The organism is Nocardioides sp. NPDC127514, assembly GCF_040302125.1.
In the GTDB taxonomy this organism is placed as follows: domain Bacteria; phylum Actinomycetota; class Actinomycetes; order Propionibacteriales; family Nocardioidaceae; genus Nocardioides.
Window position 1 is genome coordinate 45,829 of record NZ_JBEORF010000011.1, and the last position, 16,260, is coordinate 62,088.

Genomic DNA, 16,260 nt, shown 5'->3' on the forward strand with positions numbered 1-16,260 from the left:
AAGACTCGCCCGAACCGCTGATGGTGGTGCCCGCGGCGACTTAACGTGTCTGCGTGACGTCATGGACTCGTGCTTTCGCGGCGCTGGCGGCCGTCCTCGCCCTGGTCTCGACCGTGCCGGCCCAGGCCGCGCCGGTGCACCCGGTCGGCACCTGGGGTGCCTCGGCCGACGAGGTGGGCGGCCAGACCGGCGCCACGGGCCTGGCGGACCGGTCGGTGCGCAACCTGGTGCACACCTCGCTGGGTGGTTCCGGCGTACGCATCACCCTGTCCAACGTGTTCGGCGACCGTCCGGTGACCTTCACCTCGGCACACCTCGGTCTGGCCGGGGACGGAGCCGCGGTGGTGCGCGGTACGAACCGGCCGCTGACCTTCGACGGCGCCGACCAGGTCACCGTCGCTCCCGGCACCGAGGTGCGCAGCGACCCGGTCGACGCGACGGTGCCGGCCGATAGGACCCTCGCGGTGAGCTTCCACGTCGTCGGCGAGAGCGGCCCGATCACCGGGCACGACGTGGCCACGCAGACCTCCTACATCTCGGGGACGGCGGGCGCGGACGTGGCGGGCGAGGAGTCGGGTGCGGCGTTCACGACGGAGATCTCCAGCTGGTACTGGGTCGAGAGCGTCGTCATCGAGAAGCCGCGCCGGGTCAAGACCGTGGTGCTCTTCGGTGACTCGATCACCGACGGCAACGGCTCAACCGTCGGAGCCAACCGGCGCTACCCTGACGTGCTGGCAGACCGGGTGGCGGCGAGCTCGTACGCCGACCGGTTCGCGATGATGAACGAAGGGATCTCCGCCAACCGCGTGCTCGTCGACAGCACCGGTGGCCAGCGCGGTCTGGACCGCTTCCGGCGAGACGTCCTGGACCAGCCCGGCGTCTCCACGGTCGTGCTGCTGGAGGGGATCAACGACATCCGCTGGGACGACGCCGACGAGGCCTCCGACCTGACCGCGGCCTACCGCGAACTGATCGCGCAGGCGCACGCCGAGGACGTGTGCGTCGTCGGCGCCACCCTCATCCCGTACGAGGGCGGCAGCCGCTACACCCCCGCACGCGATCGCGTGCGGGTCGCGGTCAACGAGTGGATCCGGACCTCCGGCGAGTTCGACGGCATCGTCGACTTCGACGCGGCCACGCGTGACCCCGACCGACCGGCGCGGTTCCTGCCGGCGTACGACTCCGGGGATCACCTGCACCCCGGAGACGCCGGCTATGCGGCGATGGCCGAGGCGGTCGACCTGTCGTTGCTGGAGTGCGACCGCTAGGCCGTGGCGATCAGATCGCGGTGATGCCCCAGGTGATCTCGAGGCGCTCGTCGGGGGCGAGCGAGACCAGGTCGGTGCCGGAGTTGAACGCGTCCGGGGGAGCGGTCATGGGCTCGACGGCGAGACCGCCACGGGCCGGCGACTGGTCGTCGGCGCTGTAGACCATCAGCCACGGGTGGTGCTCGTCGACCCAGAGCGCGACACCGCCGTCGGGGCCCTGGATCGTGACCGTCGCCCGCCCGTCCTCGCCACGGTCGAGATCGGTGAAGGCGTGGTCGAGGACGACGTCGCCGATGGGCTTGGCCGAGGTGAAGTCGTAGGCGGTCCCCGCCGTCGCCTCGCTCCCGGTGGGCAGCTTGCGCTCGGGGTCGGAGAGCAGTCGCGTCCGCGCCGGAAGGGTGAGCGTCCACTCGTCGACCGGACCGGCGCCGACGGTGAGATAGGGGTGCGCGCCGGCGGCGTAGGGCGCGGGAGAGTCGGCATGGTTGGTCGCCGACTGGGTCACGGTGAGCCCGTCTGCCCCGATGGCGTACGTCACCTCGAGGTCGAGCGTCCACGGGTAGCCGCTCTGCGCCATCAACCGGGTGGCCAGGGTGATCGAGCTCTTGGCCTCCTCGATGGGCAGCCACTGCGACCACCGCACCAGACCGTGGGAGGCGTTGTTGCGCGCGACCTCGGTGAGCCCCAGCTGGTAGTTCTTCCCGCCGAACTCGTAGCGCCCGTCGCGGATGCGGTTGGGCCACGGCGCCAGCAGCTGACCCTTGCCGCCGCTGGACTGCTCCTCGTCGCCGAACCCGGCGATCAGGTCCCGCCCCTCGTAGGACAGCAGCCGCAGCGCGCCGCCACTCTCCGTCACCGTGGCGGAGTAGCCCCCGCCGTCGATCGTGAACTGCTCTCCACTCGGTCTCAGCACGCGCACAGGCTATCGAGGTGGCCGCGCCGCCCCGGTGGCTGGTCGGGGTTAGCCTCGGGCCATGGAGCGACGACAGCTGGAGTTCTTCCTCGCGATCGCTGAGGCGGGCAGCTTCACCAGCGCCGCGGCGCGGCTGCACGTCGCCCAGCCGTCGTTGTCGTACGCCGTGCGCGGGCTCGAACGGGAGCTCGGCGGTCCGCTCTTCGAGCGTCATGGCAGAGGAGTGCGGCTCACGCCCGCGGGCTCGGCGCTGCTCGGGCCGGCCCGCCGGGTCGTACGTGGCTTCGAGCTCGCCGCGGGTGCGGTCCGGTCGGTCTCCGACGAGGGGTTCGGGCGGCTGCGGATCACCTCCAGCACGGTATGGGCGGTCGAGCCGCTGGTGCCGGTGCTGGCCGAGTTCCGCCGGATCCAGCCGGGAGCGCAGGTGGTCGTCACCGACCCGCAGCACCGCTCTGACGTCTTGGACCAGGTGCGCAAGGGCGAGGCCGACGTGGGGCTCATCGACGGCGCGACGCCGCACGGCCCGTTCGCCTCGCACCGCCTCGCCGAGCACGAGCTGGTGGCGGTCCTGCCGCCGTCGGTCGAGGCGCCGGAGGAGATCCGGATCGAGGAGCTCGCCGAGGTCGGCCTGATCGCGACACCGGCCGGCACGGCGCTGCGTACGTTCCTCGATGCCCGCCTCGAGGCCGCCGGTCTGCCCACCGAGGTCGCCATCGAGACGGCCCACGTCGCCTCGATCATCCCGCTGGTGCTGGCGCGGGCCGGGGTCGCGATGCTGACCGAGGGCATGGCCGGCGCGGCGTCGCGAGCCGGGGCGAAGGTCGTGCCGCTGACTCCGGTCACGCGGGTGAGCGTGTCTCTGGTGTGGCTGGAGGAACGCGGCGACGCGCTGGTGGAGCAGTTCGTCGCGCTGGCTCAGGATCTGACCGACCAGTGACTCAGCTATAGAGACTCTCTATCGCAGCATCTCGATCTTCGTCTTGCTCGCTGCGCGGACGTGCTGGAACACCCAGAAGGCTAATGTCTAGTGTGTTAGACATATATGAACCGATTGGATGGAGCATGCATGCGCCGCCCCCAACGCCTTGCTGTGGCCGCCCTCGCCATCGCGGCGACAGCCGGCACCCTGACCGCCTGTACGACTGCGAGCGAGCGTGACGGCTTCGCCCAGAGCGACTCCGGAGGAGCCGAGAACTCGGTGGTCCTCGCCGAGCAGCCGTGGGTCGACCTCCAGGTCGAGAACGAGATCGCCGTCCAGATCCTCCAGGAGCTCGGCTACGACGCGAGCATCAAGAAGAACCTGTCCGTCGAGAACGCGGCGACCGCGGTCTCCTCGGGCCAGATCGACGCCTACCTCGGCAACTGGTGGCCCTCCCAGGAGCCCAGCTTCGGCGACCCCATCGACGAGGGCGACGTCGAGGTGCTCTCCACGATCGTGAAGGGCACCGAGTACGCCCCGGCGATCCCCGGCGACGTCGCCGACGAGCTCGGGATCGAGTCGCTCGCCGATCTCGACGCCAACGCCGCGAGGTTCGGGAAGAAGATCTACGGCATCGAGGCCGGGTCCCCGGGCAACGAGACGATCCAGAAGGCGATCGACGAGGATGCGTACGGCCTGGGGGACTGGAAGCTCGTCGCCAGCGGCACCCCGGCGATGCTCGCCCAGGTCGAGAAGTCGCAGAAGGCCGGCCAGCCCATCGTCTTCCTCGGCTGGAGCCCGCACTGGATGACGGTGCAGTTCGACGCCGCCTTCCTCGAGGACCCCGACAAGGTGTGGGGTGGCGCCGGTGAGATCCGCACGGTCACCCGCAAGGGGTTCGAGGACGACAACCCGGAGATCGCCGAGTTCCTCTCCAACCTGACCTTCACCACCGACGAGGCCGGGCAGTTCTACTACGACCACGACAAGTCCGGGAAGGAGCTCGCCGACATCGCCGAGGCGTGGATCGACGACAACCCCGACAGAGTCGCCGAGTTCCTCGACGGGGTCGAGGACGCAGACGGCGAGAAGGCGGAGATCTGATGAGCGAGACGTTGCAAGCCGACGAGACGGCCGAGCCCGCGATCGTCGGGCGTGGCCTGAGCAAGGTCTACGGCCTCGGCAGGAGGCAGGCCGAGAAGGCGCTCGCCGCCCAGGACCCGCGTGCCGCGGCCGCCGCCGCGGGCGGCTACCTCGGCGCCCACGAGATCGACTTCGAGATCGCCAAGGGCGAGATGTTCGTCGTCATGGGCCTGTCCGGCTCGGGCAAGTCGACCGTGCTGAGGATGATCAACCGGCTCAACGAGCCCAGCGCCGGCGAGCTCCTGATCGACGGCGAGGACATCACCCAGGTCTCCGACCAGCGGCTGCGCGAGCTCCGCAACAACGGCATCGGGATGGTCTTCCAGCACTTCTCGCTCTTCCCGCACCGGACGGTGCGGGAGAACGCGGCGTACGGCCTGAAGGTACGCGGCATCACGAAGCAGGAGCGGCTCGAGAGGGCCGACGCCGCCCTGGACCGGGTCGGCCTGGGCGGGCGCGGCGACAAGCTCCCGCACGAGCTCTCCGGCGGCATGCGGCAGCGGGTGGGTCTGGCCCGCGCGCTGGCCGTGGACCCGCCGATCCTGCTGATGGACGAGCCGTTCTCGGCGCTGGACCCGCTGATCCGGCGCGACATGCAGGATCTGCTGGTCGAGCTCCAGGCCCAGGACCAGCGCACCACGGTCTTCGTCACCCACGACCTCAACGAGGCGATGCGGATCGGGGACCGGGTGATGGTGATGCGCGAGGGCCGGGTCGTCCAGCTCGCTCCCGGGCCCGAGATCGTGGCGCACCCTGCCGACGACTACGTCAGCGAGTTCGTCTCCGACGTCGACCGGGCGCGCGTGCTCAGCGCCGGTGACCTGATCCGGCCGGCCCGTCTTGTGCTCCCCGAGGACATCACGCCCCGCGACGCGCTGCGCAGGCTGGGGGAGAACGAGGTCACCGGTGCGTTCGTCACCGGCGCGGACGACAGGCTGCTGGGCGTCGTGACCGACGACCGGCTGGTGAGCCTGACCCGGCGTGGCGCCAAGAGCGTCCACGGTGCGCTGGGGGAGGACTACCACCAGGTCAAGGAGGGCGACGTGATCGGCGACTTCATGCATCTGGCGGGCCGCCAGGTCGTGCCCGTCACCGTCCTCGACGAGGACGGCAGGCTGCGCGGCGTGGTGCCGCGGGGCGCGATCCTCTCGGCGCTCTCCACCGTGAACGACACCGAAAACGACTCCGTGAACGACTCCGACGAGGCTGCGGAGGTGGCCCATGCCTGACCTTCACATCGGCGACATCGGTGAGGACGTCATCACCTTCCTCACCGACAACCTCGGGCCGTTCTTCGACGGCATCAAGGAGGCGCTCAACTTCCTGCTCCGGATGGTCTACAACGTGCTCGGCGGCCTGCCGCCGGTCGCGATGATCATCGTGCTCGCCGTGATCGCGCTCCTGGTGACCCGCCAGGTCGTGCTGACCCTGGTGCTGACCGCCGGGTTGCTCCTGATCGAGTCGATGGACCTGTGGTACGAGACGATGCAGACCACCACCTCGGTGCTCGTGGCGACGCTCGTCGCGCTGGTGATCGGCATCCCGCTGGGGATCTGGTCGGCCTTCTCGCCACCGCTGCGGGCAGCGCTGCGGCCGGTCCTCGACCTGATGCAGACGCTCCCGGTCTTCGTCTACCTGCTGCCGACGATCCTCTTCTTCGGCGTCGGCGACGCACCCGGCCTGGTCGCCACCATCGTCTTCGCGCTGCCGCCGGCGGTCCGGCTCACCCAGCTCGGGATCAACCAGGTCGACCCCGAGACCGTCGAGGCGGCCACCGCCTTCGGCGCCGGCCGCTGGGAGATCCTGCGCGAGGTCCAGCTCCCGCTGGCCAAGGACTCGATCATGACCGGCGTCAACCAGGTCATCATGCTCGCCCTCTCGATGGTCGTCGTGGCCGGGCTGGTCGGCGGCTCCGGCCTCGGTGGCGTCGTCGTCAACGCGGTCCAGGGGCTGCAGATCGGCGCCTCGATCGAAGGCGGTCTGGCCGTCGTCGTCATCGCGATCTACCTCGACCGCGTCTCGGCCGCTCTCGGCGGCCAGCGCGGCCTGGTGCCGTCCTGGTGGCCGAAGCTCGGCCGAGGTCGCGGTGCCCACGCCACGACCCCGGAGCCCGAGCTCACCCCCGCCTGACCCGAAATCCCTGATCGGAGGAGAACGACTGTGACCATCACCGAGCTGCATCGTCCCGCGGACGTCGTCGAGACGCCCTCGGGCGTGCGGATCCGCCGCGCCGGTGCCCGGATCGGCGCCGTCATCGAGGGCCTGAGCCTGGCCGAGGCCGACGACACCCAGATCCAGGACGTACGCGACGCCCTGCTGCGCCACAAGGTGCTCTTCTTCCGGGGCCAGGACGGGCTCACCGACGAGGCGCAGAGCGCGTTCGCGGCGCGGTTCGGCGAGCTGACGACCGCGCACCCGACGGTCAACACCGGCTCCGGGCGGGTGCTGCGGGTCACCGCCAACGCCGGGATGGCGGCCAACGCGTGGCACACCGACGTCACCTTCGTCGACCGGGTCCCGGCGATCTCGGTGCTCCGCGCGGTCACCCTGCCGCCCTACGGTGGCACCACGATCTGGGCGAACACCGCGGCCGCCTACGACCGGCTCCCGGCGCCGCTGAAGGCGCTGGCCGATGCGCTGTGGGCGGTGCACACCAACTCCTACGACTACGCCCAGCGCGACGAGGAGCACGAGCAGCCCGACGCCAACTACTCCCGCGACGACTTCGCCTCGGTCCACTTCGAGACCCGGCACCCGGTCGTCCGCGTCCACCCCGAGACGGGGGAGCGGACGCTGGTCCTGGGCAGCTTCGTCAAGGAGTTCGACGGGCTCACCTCCACCGAGTCGATCCACCTGTTCAACCTTCTCCAGGACCGGGTCACCAAGCTCGAGAACACCATCCGCTGGGCCTGGCAGCCCGGCGACGTGGCGATGTGGGACAACCGCGCCACCCAGCACTACGCGGTCGCCGACTTCGACCACCACCCGCGCGAGATGCGCCGGGTCACGGTCGCGGGTGACGTACCGGTCTCGGTCGACGGGCGGCGCTCGGAGGTCCTCCAGGGCGACGCGCGGGCCTACAGCCGCTTGGACGAGCTGATCTCCTGACCCGTTCCGGGTTCACGTGGTCACGATGATGTCCGCTCGGGCGGCGGTCAGGTCGTGGGCGAAGTGCTCGGTCTCGGCCGCTGCCCAGGCGTCCCAGTGGGGTGCGAAGGTGTCGCCGTCGCGGTCGATGCCGCGTCGCTTGCGATCGTCCTCGGGCGCGTCGACCCAGGCGAGGGCCGTGCGGAAGCCGTCGTACGCCGCGGCGCCGCTGCCGACGCCCTCGATGACGAGGAGCGGGCTCGGCGGGACCAGCACGGTCTCGGCGAACTCGCGTGCGTGCCAGTCGTAGCGGCGGTAGGAGCCGGGGGCTCCCTCGACGAGGGGGAGGAGGATCGTCTCGAGCTGGGCGATGCCGTCGGCGAGGCCGTCCCAGCCGGCGTACAGGTCGTCCATGTGGACCACCGGGGCCTGGGTCATCTCGGCCAGGGCGGTGGCGAGCGTCGTCTTCCCGGAGCCGGCGGGGCCGTCGACGCAGATCAGCCGTCCGGGGCCGAGGGTGGCCGGACGGCTCATCGCGATCGTGAGGAGATCGGTTGCCGGCTCGTCGAAATAGAGCCGGAGGCCATCAGTGGAGTCGGTCAACTCAGGAGATGCCGTACTTCTTCAAGATGTCGTTGACGTCGGCCATGTCGTCGTCATCGTCGTCGACCACCGGACCCTTGGCCGTCTTCGGCGCCGCGACCGAGGCCGGGCCTGCCGAGCCGGCGGGCGCAGCACCGGCAGCGCCCTTCCGGGCTGCGCGGCTCGGCTTCTCCTTGGTGGGCAGGAGGCGGGCGACGAAGATCAGCACGATCGCGAGCGCGGCGATGCCGAATCCGATCCAGACGGTCGGGCTGAAGACCAGGCGCGCGGCCCAGTCGGCGACCGCGTCGACGATCCGGCCGCCGGCGCGCAGCAGTCCGGTCAGGTAGGCCGCCGGAGCGAGCAGCGTCCACCCGGCAGCCCTCACGCCGGCTCCGAGGCCGCGCCGTCGGAACGCGACCCAGGTCCAGATCGCGCCCAGAACGGTGAGCGCGGCGGCTAGTGCGAGGTAGGCGCCTTGGTCCATACCTGCAGTCTTCCACCGTCGTGGTCGTCTGACACCCGGACTGTCCCCGATATCGGCCCTGATGTCGCTCTGTTGTTGAATGGGGAGGCGATGAACGACAAACGACTCCTCGGCACGGCATTTCCCGGCGACACCGGCGAGACCAGCCCTGAGGTCGCGACCGTGATGAGGTCGTACGCCGCGGGCCAGGCCACGCACGCCGATGTGCTCACGACCCTTGCCGCTGCCCGGGTGCTCGTCCCGGTCGTGGCGGTGCTCGGGGAGGTCGAGGTCGACGAAGCCGGTCTGGCCCACGACAAGACCTCCGACATGGCCACCGTGCTGCTCACCGGCGCCGACGGGCGGCAGGCGCTGCTCGGGTTCACCGGCACCGCGCCGCTGCAGGCCTGGCAGGCCGACGCCCGCCCGGTTCCGGTCTCGCTGCGAGACGCGGCTCAGGCAGCCGTCCATGACGGCGCCGACGCGCTCGTGCTCGATCTCGCCGGCCCGGTCCCGTTCGCGATCGAGGGCGATGACCTGCAGAAGGTGGCCGAGGGCTGGCAGCTGGCGACCGTCGGGCCGCGTACGGCCTGGGTGCGACCCTGAGGATCGGGCATGGCCCTGAGGATTGGGTGCCGCAGGGAATGTTGCAGTAGTGTTCCGTGTTGACCGATCAGCCGACGTACGCCGTCGGTTTGATCCAACAAGCGGAGATCACGACAGCGTTCTCCCACCCGCATCGACCGCCCAGCAACAAAGGTCGTCGGGTCCGGTCCCGAAGACAGTGGCCCCAGAATCTTAGAGGCCCATGGATTCGGTGGTGCGAGCCCGATGGTGGGTGAGCGTCATGACTGGCTTCCGCTTGTAACAATCCAGCGGGAGCTTTTTTTGATTTCCGGACCGCCCGTGCACGCGGCCCGGAAGCCGAGATCCAGAGCCTCCGCAGCCACAACAACTGGAGGACACATCAGCACTGAGCTTCGTATCAACGACCGGATCCGGGTTCCCGAGGTCCGCCTCGTTGGTCCCAACGGAGAGACGGTCGGCATCGTGCCGACCCCTGACGCGCTGCGCCTGGCCCAGGAGGCCGACCTCGACCTGGTCGAGATCGCCCCGCAGGGCAAGCCGCCGGTCTGCAAGCTCATGGACTACGGGAAGTTCAAGTACGAGAACGCCCAGAAGGCCCGTGAAGCCCGTCGAAACCAGACGAACGTGATCATCAAGGAGATGAAGCTTCGTCCGAAGATCGACAAGCACGACTACGAGACCAAGAAGGGTCACGTCGTGCGGTTCCTCAACGCTGGGGACAAGGTGAAGATCACGATCATGTTCCGCGGTCGTGAGCAGCACCGTCCCGAGCTCGGCTTCCGCCTGCTGCAGCAGCTGGCCGACGACGTCCAGGAGCTGGGCTTCGTCGAGTCCTCGCCGAAGCAGGACGGCCGCAACATGATCATGGTGCTCGGCCCCCACAAGAAGAAGGCCGACGCCAAGGTCGAGGCCAAGGAGGCCAAGGAGGAGAAGGCAGCCGAGCGCGCTGCCGACGAGGCCGCCGAGAAGGCGGAGCGTACGGCCGCGAATGCTGCCCGTCCGGCCTCCACCCCGAAGCCGAAGCGGCGCTCGGAGAACCTCGACCCCGACATCGACCTCTGACCGGTCGATCCACTGACTTCCGCCGCCGCGGCGCCCCGTGACCGGCCGGACGACGAGAGAAGGAAGAACTATGCCGAAGAACAAGACCCACTCCGGTTCCAAGAAGCGCTTCAAGGTGACCGGTTCCGGGAAGATCCAGCGCTTGCAGGCCGGCCGTAAGTCCGGCGCTGCGTTCGCCTCCGCGCCGACGACCGGCTCGCGCAAGAAGCACCGTCGCAACGCCGGTCTGGTGGAGCTCGCCCCCGCCGACGTCAAGCGCGCGAAGAAGCTGCTCGGTCGCTGAGCGATCACCCGAAACTTTCCCTAGCATTCAAGGAGCACTGAAATGGCACGCGTCAAGCGCGCAGTGAACGCTGCGAAGAAGCGTCGCACCACCCTCGAGCGGGCCTCCGGTTACCGGGGCCAGCGCTCGCGCCTCTACCGCAAGGCGAAGGAGCAGGTCACCCACTCGCTGGTCTACTCCTACAACGACCGCCGCAAGAACAAGGGCAACTTCCGCAAGCTGTGGATCCAGCGGATCAACGCCGCGGCGCGTGCCGAGGGCATGACCTACAACCGCTTCATCCAGGGTCTCAACCTGGCCGGCATCGAGGTCGACCGCAAGATCCTCGCCGAGCTCGCCGTCAACGACGTGGCCGCGTTCAATGCGATCGTCGCCCAGGCCAAGGCCGCTCTGCCGGAGGACGTCAACGCCCCGGCGAACGCCTGAGCTTGCGTTTGAAACGACGCCCCCACCGGCCGCTGTGCCGGGCTGGGGGCGTCGTTCTCTGTTGCGACGTGGGAGTCTTCGTCAGTGAATGAGTCGGGGGAGAACGTGAAGCTGTCCGCGGGGAACGCCCGCCTCAAGGAGATCCGCAAGCTCGCACGACGTGCGGTGCGCTCGGAGCGGCGGGTCTTCCTGGCCGACGGGCCGAAGGCCGTCGAGGGCGCGCTCGGGGTTCCTGGTTGCGTGCAGGAGATCTTCGCGACCGAGGCCGGAGCGGAGACGTACGCCTCGCTGCTGGCCGACCAAGCGGTCACGCTGGTCGAGGACCGAGCGATGGCCGGCCTCTCCGACTCGGTGACTCCCGCCGGGGTGGTGGCACTGTGCCGGTTCCTCGACGTGGCGCTCGGCGACATCGCGGGTCCGCTCGTGGTGATCTGTGCAGACGTACGTGATCCCGGCAACGCCGGCACCGTCATCCGCTGCGCGGACGCGGCCGGTGCGTCCGGGGTCATCCTGGCCGGCGACTCGGTCGACCTCTACAACCCCAAGACCATCCGGGCCTCGGTCGGCTCCGCCTTCCACCTCCCGATCGCGATCGAGCGGGACCCGCTGGTCGCGGTCAAGGCAGCCAAGGCCGCCGGTCTGACCGTCCTGGCTGCCGACATGCACGGCACCGCCGACCTCTTCAGCGCTGACGCGCTCCTCGCCCGGCCCACCGCCTGGCTGATGGGCAACGAGGCCTGGGGCCTCCCGCCCGAGCTCGCCGCCGAGGCCGACGAGATCGTGAGCATCCCGATCTTCGGCAGGGCCGAGTCGCTCAACCTCTCCACCGCCGCCGCCCTCTGCCTCTACGCCAGCGCGAAGGCCCACCACTCGGCTTGACCTTCAACTCGCGTGAAGGACGATGGTTGCGGCATGGACGAGCCACTGTTGACGATCGGGGCGTTCGCGCGGGCGGTGGGCCTGACCGCGAGCGCGCTGCGGCATTACGACGAGTGCGGGTTGCTGGTGCCGGCGGAGGTCGACTCCGGGACGGGCTATCGCTACTACACGCCCGAGCTCGCCGACCGGGCCCGGCTGATCGTGGGCATGCGGGAGGCCGGGGTGCCGATCGAGACGATGCGGGTGGTGCTCGACTCGCCGGCCGGCGAGGCCAGGGCCGCGCTGGCGGAGTTCCTCGAGGACCAGAGCGCGCGCACGGCGCGGGCCGAGGAGGCCGTACGCGGCGTGCTGGCCGCCGTCGACGCGGGGCCTGCCGCGAGGCCGGCGCTCGTCGAGCTGCCCGGTCCCGTGCTGGCCGCGGCGATCCGGCAGGTGCGGCACGCGGCGGAGTCCGATCCGGCCTCCGAGCTCGCCTCTGTCCTGATCGACGTCGGTGGCGATGGCGTGGACGTGGTGGCGACCAACCGCTACTGGATGGCGGTGCGGGAGCTTCCTGCGGCCGCCGAGGGCGACGGCGGCAGGGCGGTCCTGTCCCTGCCGGACGCGGCCGCACTGGCCGACCGGCTGGACGCGATCGCCGGCGCCGAGCTGCGCATCGCCGACGGCACCCTGACTCTCGCCGGGCAGGAGCTGGGTCGCGACACCACCTACCCGGCGCACCGGCTCGTGCTGGCCGGCCTGGAGCCGCCCGTCACCCGCGCGGTGCTCGCCAAGGCTGACCTGCTCGCGGGTCTCGACGCGGCCGCGTACGCCGAGGTCGACCTCTTCCTCGGCGACCCGACGCGGCTCCGCTCGCCGCACACCGCCGAGCAGAGCGACGTACGCGGCGTGGTCACCGGCCCGCCCAGCCGGCTCCGGCTCGGCACGGCCCTGTTCGGCCGCGCCCTGGCAGCGTGCCTGGGCGACGAGATCCAGCTGGCCGTGACCGCGCCGGACCGGCCGGTGGTGGTGACCTCGCCCTACCAGCCCGGGTTCACCGCGCTGGTCATGCCCGTGCGACACGACTCCGCGGGCTGAGTCCGTGGGAGTGGCCCAGGGCCGGGGGTTCCGCCCCTGGCTGGCAGCGTCGACCGCATCGGTCTTCGGCGACTCGGTGACCTTCTTCGCGCTCGGCTGGGCGGCGGCGGGCTTCGGCGCCGACGCGGCCAGCCTGGTGCTGACCATCGAAGGGATCCCGCTCGCGGTACTGGTGCTCGCCGGGGGAGTGCTGGCCGACCGGATCGGGATCCGGCGGACGATGGCCGCCTGCGACGCCGCGATGGTGCTGGTCATGGCCGCGTTCGCGGTCGGCGCGATCGACGGTGCGGGACTGTGGATGCTGGTCGCGGTCGGTGCCCTCTCGGGCACCATCCAGGCCCTGCGGCGACCCGCTGAGGGAGTCTTCCCGCGGCTGTTCGGGGCAGAGGACCTGGACCGGCGGATGGCGCTGGTCGGCTCGGCCCACCAGATCGCCCGCGCCGCGGGACCCGCGGCCGGCGGCTTCCTGATCGGCCACGGGGGCCTGCCGCTGACGGCCGGCCTGGACGCGGCCACCTACGCCATCGTCCTCGTCGCGCTCCTCCTGGTCCGGCCACCGCACGAGCCGGCTCCCGAGGCCGGCCAGGGTTCGGTCTGGCGCAGCCTGGCCGACGGTGCGAGGACGGCGGTGCGCACACCTGGGGTCGTCCCTGTCTTGGTCGCCATCACCGGGCTCGCCTCGACGGTGCTCCCGCTGGTCATGCTCGCGCTGCCGCTCGCCGGCCGCGAACGTGGCTGGACGGCCGCCGAGACGGGGCTCGTCTCCGGCGCCTGGGTGGCCGGGGGACTGGTGATGACCCTCGCCGTCGCCCGCTACGGCGCGCCGCGCGCACCCGTCGCGGTCGCCGGCCCGGTGCTGGCGGCCGGCGGAGTCGTCCTGCTGGCGGTGCGTACGGAGATCTGGGCGGGGATCCTCGCGGTCGGCCTCGTCGGCGTCGGCACCACCATGCTGACCTCCTACCTCCTCCCGGCCTACGTCGCCCGCACCCCGCCGGAGATGCTCGCCAGGTTCTCGAGCCTGACCCAGCTGGCCCAGACCGGCCCGGCCCTGCTCGCGACACCGCTGCTGGGTGTGGCAGCCGGGATCGACGTACGCCTGGCTCTTGCGATCATCGCCGCGCTGCTCCTGGCCACGGTGCCGGCCGCTGCCCGGGTCGCCCGGCTGTCTCGCCCGATACCCCAGAGGGTCTGATACACGAAAGGTAAATCTGTTTCACTCGGGATGCGGAGGTTCTCGCGGGGCGATCCGAAGGAGCACGGCATGACGAACGTGAGCAGACGACGACTGTTGGCCTCGGGCGGCGCGGTGGCGGCCGCGGGCGCGACCTTCCCGCTGTGGACGTGGTCGCCGAGCGCCTCGATCGCGGGCACCGGGGACGGGCTGGATCCTGAGTACGTCTGGGACGTCCGTGCCGACCCGGTCATCGAGCGTCTCTACGGCGAGGGCATCGACAGGGTCGCCGAGGTCAACGAGATCCTGAAGGGCTGGACCACCAACGACCAGCCCGTTCCCGACGGGCTGCCGGCCTATCTGGCCGACTTCATCGAGGAGGCGCGCCGCCTCCCGACCTGGGCCGACCAGGGGAAGCTGCAGCTGGCCGGCACGTTCAACGAGGAGAGGTACGGCTTCTTCCTCGCGCTCCTCTACACCCTCGGCAGCGGCCTGATCAGCTGCGCCATCAAGCGTGAGGCGTGGTCGGTCTACTACTCCTACGGCGGCGCGAACATGCGCGACCGGATCGCCAAGACGACCGTGCTCGGCTACGACGTGATGGATGCCCAGGGCTGGACCGCCTCCGGCCGGCTGATGGTCGACTCGGTCAAGACCCGGATGGTCCATGCCGCCGTGCGCCATCTGCTGCCGCAGTCATCGCACTGGCGAGGCGTCGGCGCCGGCCAGGAGATCCCGATCAGTCAGGCCGACATCCTGGTCACCTTCCACAGCCTCGGCACCTGGGTGATGAAGAAGTTCACCGAGTGGGACATCGCGCCGAGCAAGGAGCTCGCCGACGCCTTCCTGCACGCCTGGAACGTCGACCTCCATCTCCTCGGCGTGCAGGAGCAGTATCTGCCGAAGGACTGGGCCGCGGCGTACGCGCAGTACGACCAGGTGATGGGGCCCGCGACGGGCGGCACCCGGGAGGGTGCCGAGCTCGCCCAGGCGCTGCTCGACGCCGTGATCGGCGAGGGCAACCCGCTGTTGCGCCACGAGCTGGAGTCGCTGGGGCGCTACGTGATCGGGGATGCGTACGCCGACATGATCGCCTTCGACGAGGACCCGGTGCTCGCGCCCGTCTGGGCGGCGGCGGTGCCGCTGCTGGTGACCTCGTACCAGAGCACGGTCCCCAACATCCCGCTCGTCTCCAACCTGCTCCCCGAGGCGGTGCACACCTTCATCAAGATCTACTTCTCGCCCGGTGACCCGGCGCCGATCACGCTGCCGCTGAGCAATCGGCCGGAGTAGCGGCCCTGGGCCGCCGGTCGGTCTAGGGTGGCGGCGTGGACGCCCGAGAACTCGCCGATGCCCTGCCCGACGGTGTCGTCGTCGCCGACGCGGATGGCGCGGTCGTCCTGGTCTCCGCCCTGGCCGCGCGGATGCTCGGCGTGGACCCGGTCTCGAGCCTGGGGAAGCCGCTGGGTGACGTACTCAGGCTGAGCAACACCGAAGGGCAGACCTGGGCCGAGGCCAACCGGCCCTACGACACCCTGCGGACCGTCACCGGTACCCCGGAGCAGGCCTGGCTGCTGCCCGACGGCACCGAGGTCCTGGTCGTCTCGACGATCCGGCGCCCGTCCCTGGACGCGGAGGTCGACCAGGTCTCGATCTCGCTGCGCTCGGGCCGGGGCCGCAAGCGCCTGGACCGGGAGCGGTCCGACCTGGTCGCCACCGTCGCCCACGAGCTGCGCTCGCCGCTGACCGGGGTCAAGGGGTTCGTCCAGGCGCTCCTGAACCGGTGGGACCGGCTCAACGACGATCAGAAGAAGCTGATGCTCAAGACGGTCGCCTCCGACTCCGACCGGCTCTCCCGGCTGATCGCCGAGCTCCTCGACGTGGCCCGGATCGACACCGGGCGGCTGCAGCTCTACCCGCGCGCCAGCGACGCGACGGTGCTGGTCACCCGGGTGGTCGAGTCGGTGCGCTCGGCCACCTCCCGGCCGATCGAGCTCGACATCTCCGCCGGCGAGGACGAGCTCGAGATCCACGCCGATCCGGACAAGTTCACCCAGGTCGTCACCAACCTCGTCGAGAACGCCGTACGCCACGGAGACGGCGTCGTCACGGTGAGCCTGGGTGTGCGGCCCGACGACCCCGACCAGGTCCTGCTGGTCGTCGAGGACGGCGGCGAGGGCATCCCCGTCGAGCTGCGGCAGCGCGTGTTCACCAAGTTCTGGAAGCACGGTGCCCGCGGTGGCTCGGGTCTCGGGCTCTACATCGTCGGCGGCCTCACCCGCGCCCACGGCGGCTCGGTCACGATCGCCGACGCCGATGGCGGCGGCGCCCGCATCGAGGTCGGCTGGCCCAGGACGGACTCGTCGGCCTGAGCGACCCGAGTCTGGCGCTGTGGC

At 70.6% G+C, this 16,260-nt stretch carries 18 protein-coding genes; 15 read left to right on the forward strand and 3 right to left on the reverse strand.

The window, feature by feature from the left end:
• The first annotated feature begins 53 nt into the window (after positions 1 to 53).
• Entirely contained in the window at positions 54 to 1,268 is a 1,215-nt protein-coding gene (locus tag ABTX24_RS10650) for an SGNH/GDSL hydrolase family protein (RefSeq protein WP_350839406.1), read from the forward strand.
• A 10-nt stretch (positions 1,269 to 1,278) separates the two neighbouring features.
• On the opposite strand, the gene ABTX24_RS10655 is transcribed toward ABTX24_RS10650, so the two are convergent.
• Positions 1,279 to 2,181, reverse strand: coding sequence for an aldose 1-epimerase family protein (locus tag ABTX24_RS10655; protein WP_350839408.1), 903 nt, complete (start codon positions 2,179 to 2,181; stop codon positions 1,279 to 1,281).
• A gap of 61 nt (positions 2,182 to 2,242) precedes the next feature.
• Between ABTX24_RS10655 and ABTX24_RS10660 the strand changes: the two genes are divergently transcribed.
• From ABTX24_RS10660 to ABTX24_RS10680, 5 genes are all read left to right on the forward strand, one after another.
• Complete coding sequence (locus ABTX24_RS10660) at positions 2,243 to 3,118, forward strand: LysR family transcriptional regulator (RefSeq protein ID WP_350839410.1); 876 nt, start codon at positions 2,243 to 2,245, stop codon at positions 3,116 to 3,118.
• A 129-nt stretch (positions 3,119 to 3,247) separates the two neighbouring features.
• A complete protein-coding gene (locus ABTX24_RS10665) occupies positions 3,248 to 4,204 on the forward strand; it encodes an ABC transporter substrate-binding protein (RefSeq protein WP_350839412.1) in 957 nt (318 codons plus the stop codon).
• Positions 4,204 to 5,472, forward strand: coding sequence for a quaternary amine ABC transporter ATP-binding protein (locus tag ABTX24_RS10670; protein WP_350839414.1), 1,269 nt, complete (start codon positions 4,204 to 4,206; stop codon positions 5,470 to 5,472). The genes ABTX24_RS10665 and ABTX24_RS10670 overlap by 1 nt, the downstream gene beginning before the upstream one ends.
• Positions 5,465 to 6,373, forward strand: a complete 909-nt coding sequence (locus ABTX24_RS10675) for an ABC transporter permease (protein WP_350839416.1) — start codon at positions 5,465 to 5,467, stop codon at positions 6,371 to 6,373. Before ABTX24_RS10670 ends, ABTX24_RS10675 begins: the two co-directional genes overlap by 8 nt.
• A gap of 30 nt (positions 6,374 to 6,403) precedes the next feature.
• Positions 6,404 to 7,351, forward strand: coding sequence for a TauD/TfdA dioxygenase family protein (locus tag ABTX24_RS10680; RefSeq protein WP_350839418.1), 948 nt, complete (start codon positions 6,404 to 6,406; stop codon positions 7,349 to 7,351).
• 12 nt (positions 7,352 to 7,363) lie between these two features.
• On the opposite strand, the gene ABTX24_RS10685 is transcribed toward ABTX24_RS10680, so the two are convergent.
• Positions 7,364 to 7,933: a nucleoside/nucleotide kinase family protein gene (locus tag ABTX24_RS10685; protein ID WP_350839420.1), complete on the reverse strand. Its 570-nt coding sequence runs from the start codon at positions 7,931 to 7,933 to the stop codon at positions 7,364 to 7,366.
• Position 7,934: 1 nt separating this feature from the next.
• Positions 7,935 to 8,399: a hypothetical protein gene (locus ABTX24_RS10690; RefSeq protein ID WP_350839422.1), complete on the reverse strand. Its 465-nt coding sequence runs from the start codon at positions 8,397 to 8,399 to the stop codon at positions 7,935 to 7,937.
• Between the two features lie 90 nt (positions 8,400 to 8,489).
• Here ABTX24_RS10690 and ABTX24_RS10695 point away from each other — a divergent pair, with 90 nt between their 5' ends.
• From ABTX24_RS10695 to ABTX24_RS10735, 9 genes are all read left to right on the forward strand, one after another.
• Positions 8,490 to 8,984, forward strand: coding sequence for an SseB family protein (locus tag ABTX24_RS10695; protein ID WP_160023843.1), 495 nt, complete (start codon positions 8,490 to 8,492; stop codon positions 8,982 to 8,984).
• Between the two features lie 300 nt (positions 8,985 to 9,284).
• Positions 9,285 to 10,028, forward strand: a complete 744-nt coding sequence (gene infC / locus ABTX24_RS10700; RefSeq protein WP_350713858.1) for a translation initiation factor IF-3 — start codon at positions 9,285 to 9,287, stop codon at positions 10,026 to 10,028.
• A gap of 70 nt (positions 10,029 to 10,098) precedes the next feature.
• Entirely contained in the window at positions 10,099 to 10,311 is a 213-nt protein-coding gene (locus tag ABTX24_RS10705) for a large ribosomal subunit protein bL35 (protein ID WP_008359371.1), read from the forward strand.
• A gap of 42 nt (positions 10,312 to 10,353) precedes the next feature.
• On the forward strand, positions 10,354 to 10,737 hold the full coding sequence (rplT, locus tag ABTX24_RS10710) for a 50S ribosomal protein L20 (RefSeq protein ID WP_160023841.1): 384 nt from the start codon (positions 10,354 to 10,356) through the stop codon (positions 10,735 to 10,737).
• Positions 10,738 to 10,821: 84 nt separating this feature from the next.
• Positions 10,822 to 11,616: a TrmH family RNA methyltransferase gene (locus ABTX24_RS10715; protein ID WP_350839424.1), complete on the forward strand. Its 795-nt coding sequence runs from the start codon at positions 10,822 to 10,824 to the stop codon at positions 11,614 to 11,616.
• A gap of 33 nt (positions 11,617 to 11,649) precedes the next feature.
• Entirely contained in the window at positions 11,650 to 12,693 is a 1,044-nt protein-coding gene (locus ABTX24_RS10720) for a MerR family transcriptional regulator (protein ID WP_350839426.1), read from the forward strand.
• A 4-nt stretch (positions 12,694 to 12,697) separates the two neighbouring features.
• Complete coding sequence (locus ABTX24_RS10725; protein ID WP_350839428.1) at positions 12,698 to 13,885, forward strand: MFS transporter; 1,188 nt, start codon at positions 12,698 to 12,700, stop codon at positions 13,883 to 13,885.
• Between the two features lie 69 nt (positions 13,886 to 13,954).
• The gene (locus tag ABTX24_RS10730) at positions 13,955 to 15,157 is read left to right on the forward strand and encodes an oxygenase MpaB family protein (RefSeq protein WP_350839430.1); all 1,203 of its coding nucleotides are present in this window, start codon (positions 13,955 to 13,957) and stop codon (positions 15,155 to 15,157) included.
• 35 nt (positions 15,158 to 15,192) lie between these two features.
• Entirely contained in the window at positions 15,193 to 16,236 is a 1,044-nt protein-coding gene (locus ABTX24_RS10735) for a sensor histidine kinase (RefSeq protein ID WP_350839432.1), read from the forward strand.
• Positions 16,237 to 16,260: the final 24 nt, after the last annotated feature.

Coding starts and splice junctions, on each gene's coding strand:
- rplT (WP_160023841.1), top strand. CDS start 10,354: ATGGCACGCGTCAAGCGCGCAGTGAACGCTGCGAAGAAGCGTCGCACC.
- ABTX24_RS10670 (WP_350839414.1), top strand. CDS start 4,204: ATGAGCGAGACGTTGCAAGCCGACGAGACGGCCGAGCCCGCGATCGTC.
- ABTX24_RS10720 (WP_350839426.1), top strand. CDS start 11,650: ATGGACGAGCCACTGTTGACGATCGGGGCGTTCGCGCGGGCGGTGGGC.
- ABTX24_RS10665 (WP_350839412.1), top strand. CDS start 3,248: ATGCGCCGCCCCCAACGCCTTGCTGTGGCCGCCCTCGCCATCGCGGCG.
- ABTX24_RS10705 (WP_008359371.1), top strand. CDS start 10,099: ATGCCGAAGAACAAGACCCACTCCGGTTCCAAGAAGCGCTTCAAGGTG.
- ABTX24_RS10660 (WP_350839410.1), top strand. CDS start 2,243: ATGGAGCGACGACAGCTGGAGTTCTTCCTCGCGATCGCTGAGGCGGGC.
- ABTX24_RS10695 (WP_160023843.1), top strand. CDS start 8,490: ATGAACGACAAACGACTCCTCGGCACGGCATTTCCCGGCGACACCGGC.
- ABTX24_RS10730 (WP_350839430.1), top strand. CDS start 13,955: ATGACGAACGTGAGCAGACGACGACTGTTGGCCTCGGGCGGCGCGGTG.
- ABTX24_RS10675 (WP_350839416.1), top strand. CDS start 5,465: ATGCCTGACCTTCACATCGGCGACATCGGTGAGGACGTCATCACCTTC.
- ABTX24_RS10690 (WP_350839422.1), bottom strand. CDS start 8,399: ATGGACCAAGGCGCCTACCTCGCACTAGCCGCCGCGCTCACCGTTCTG.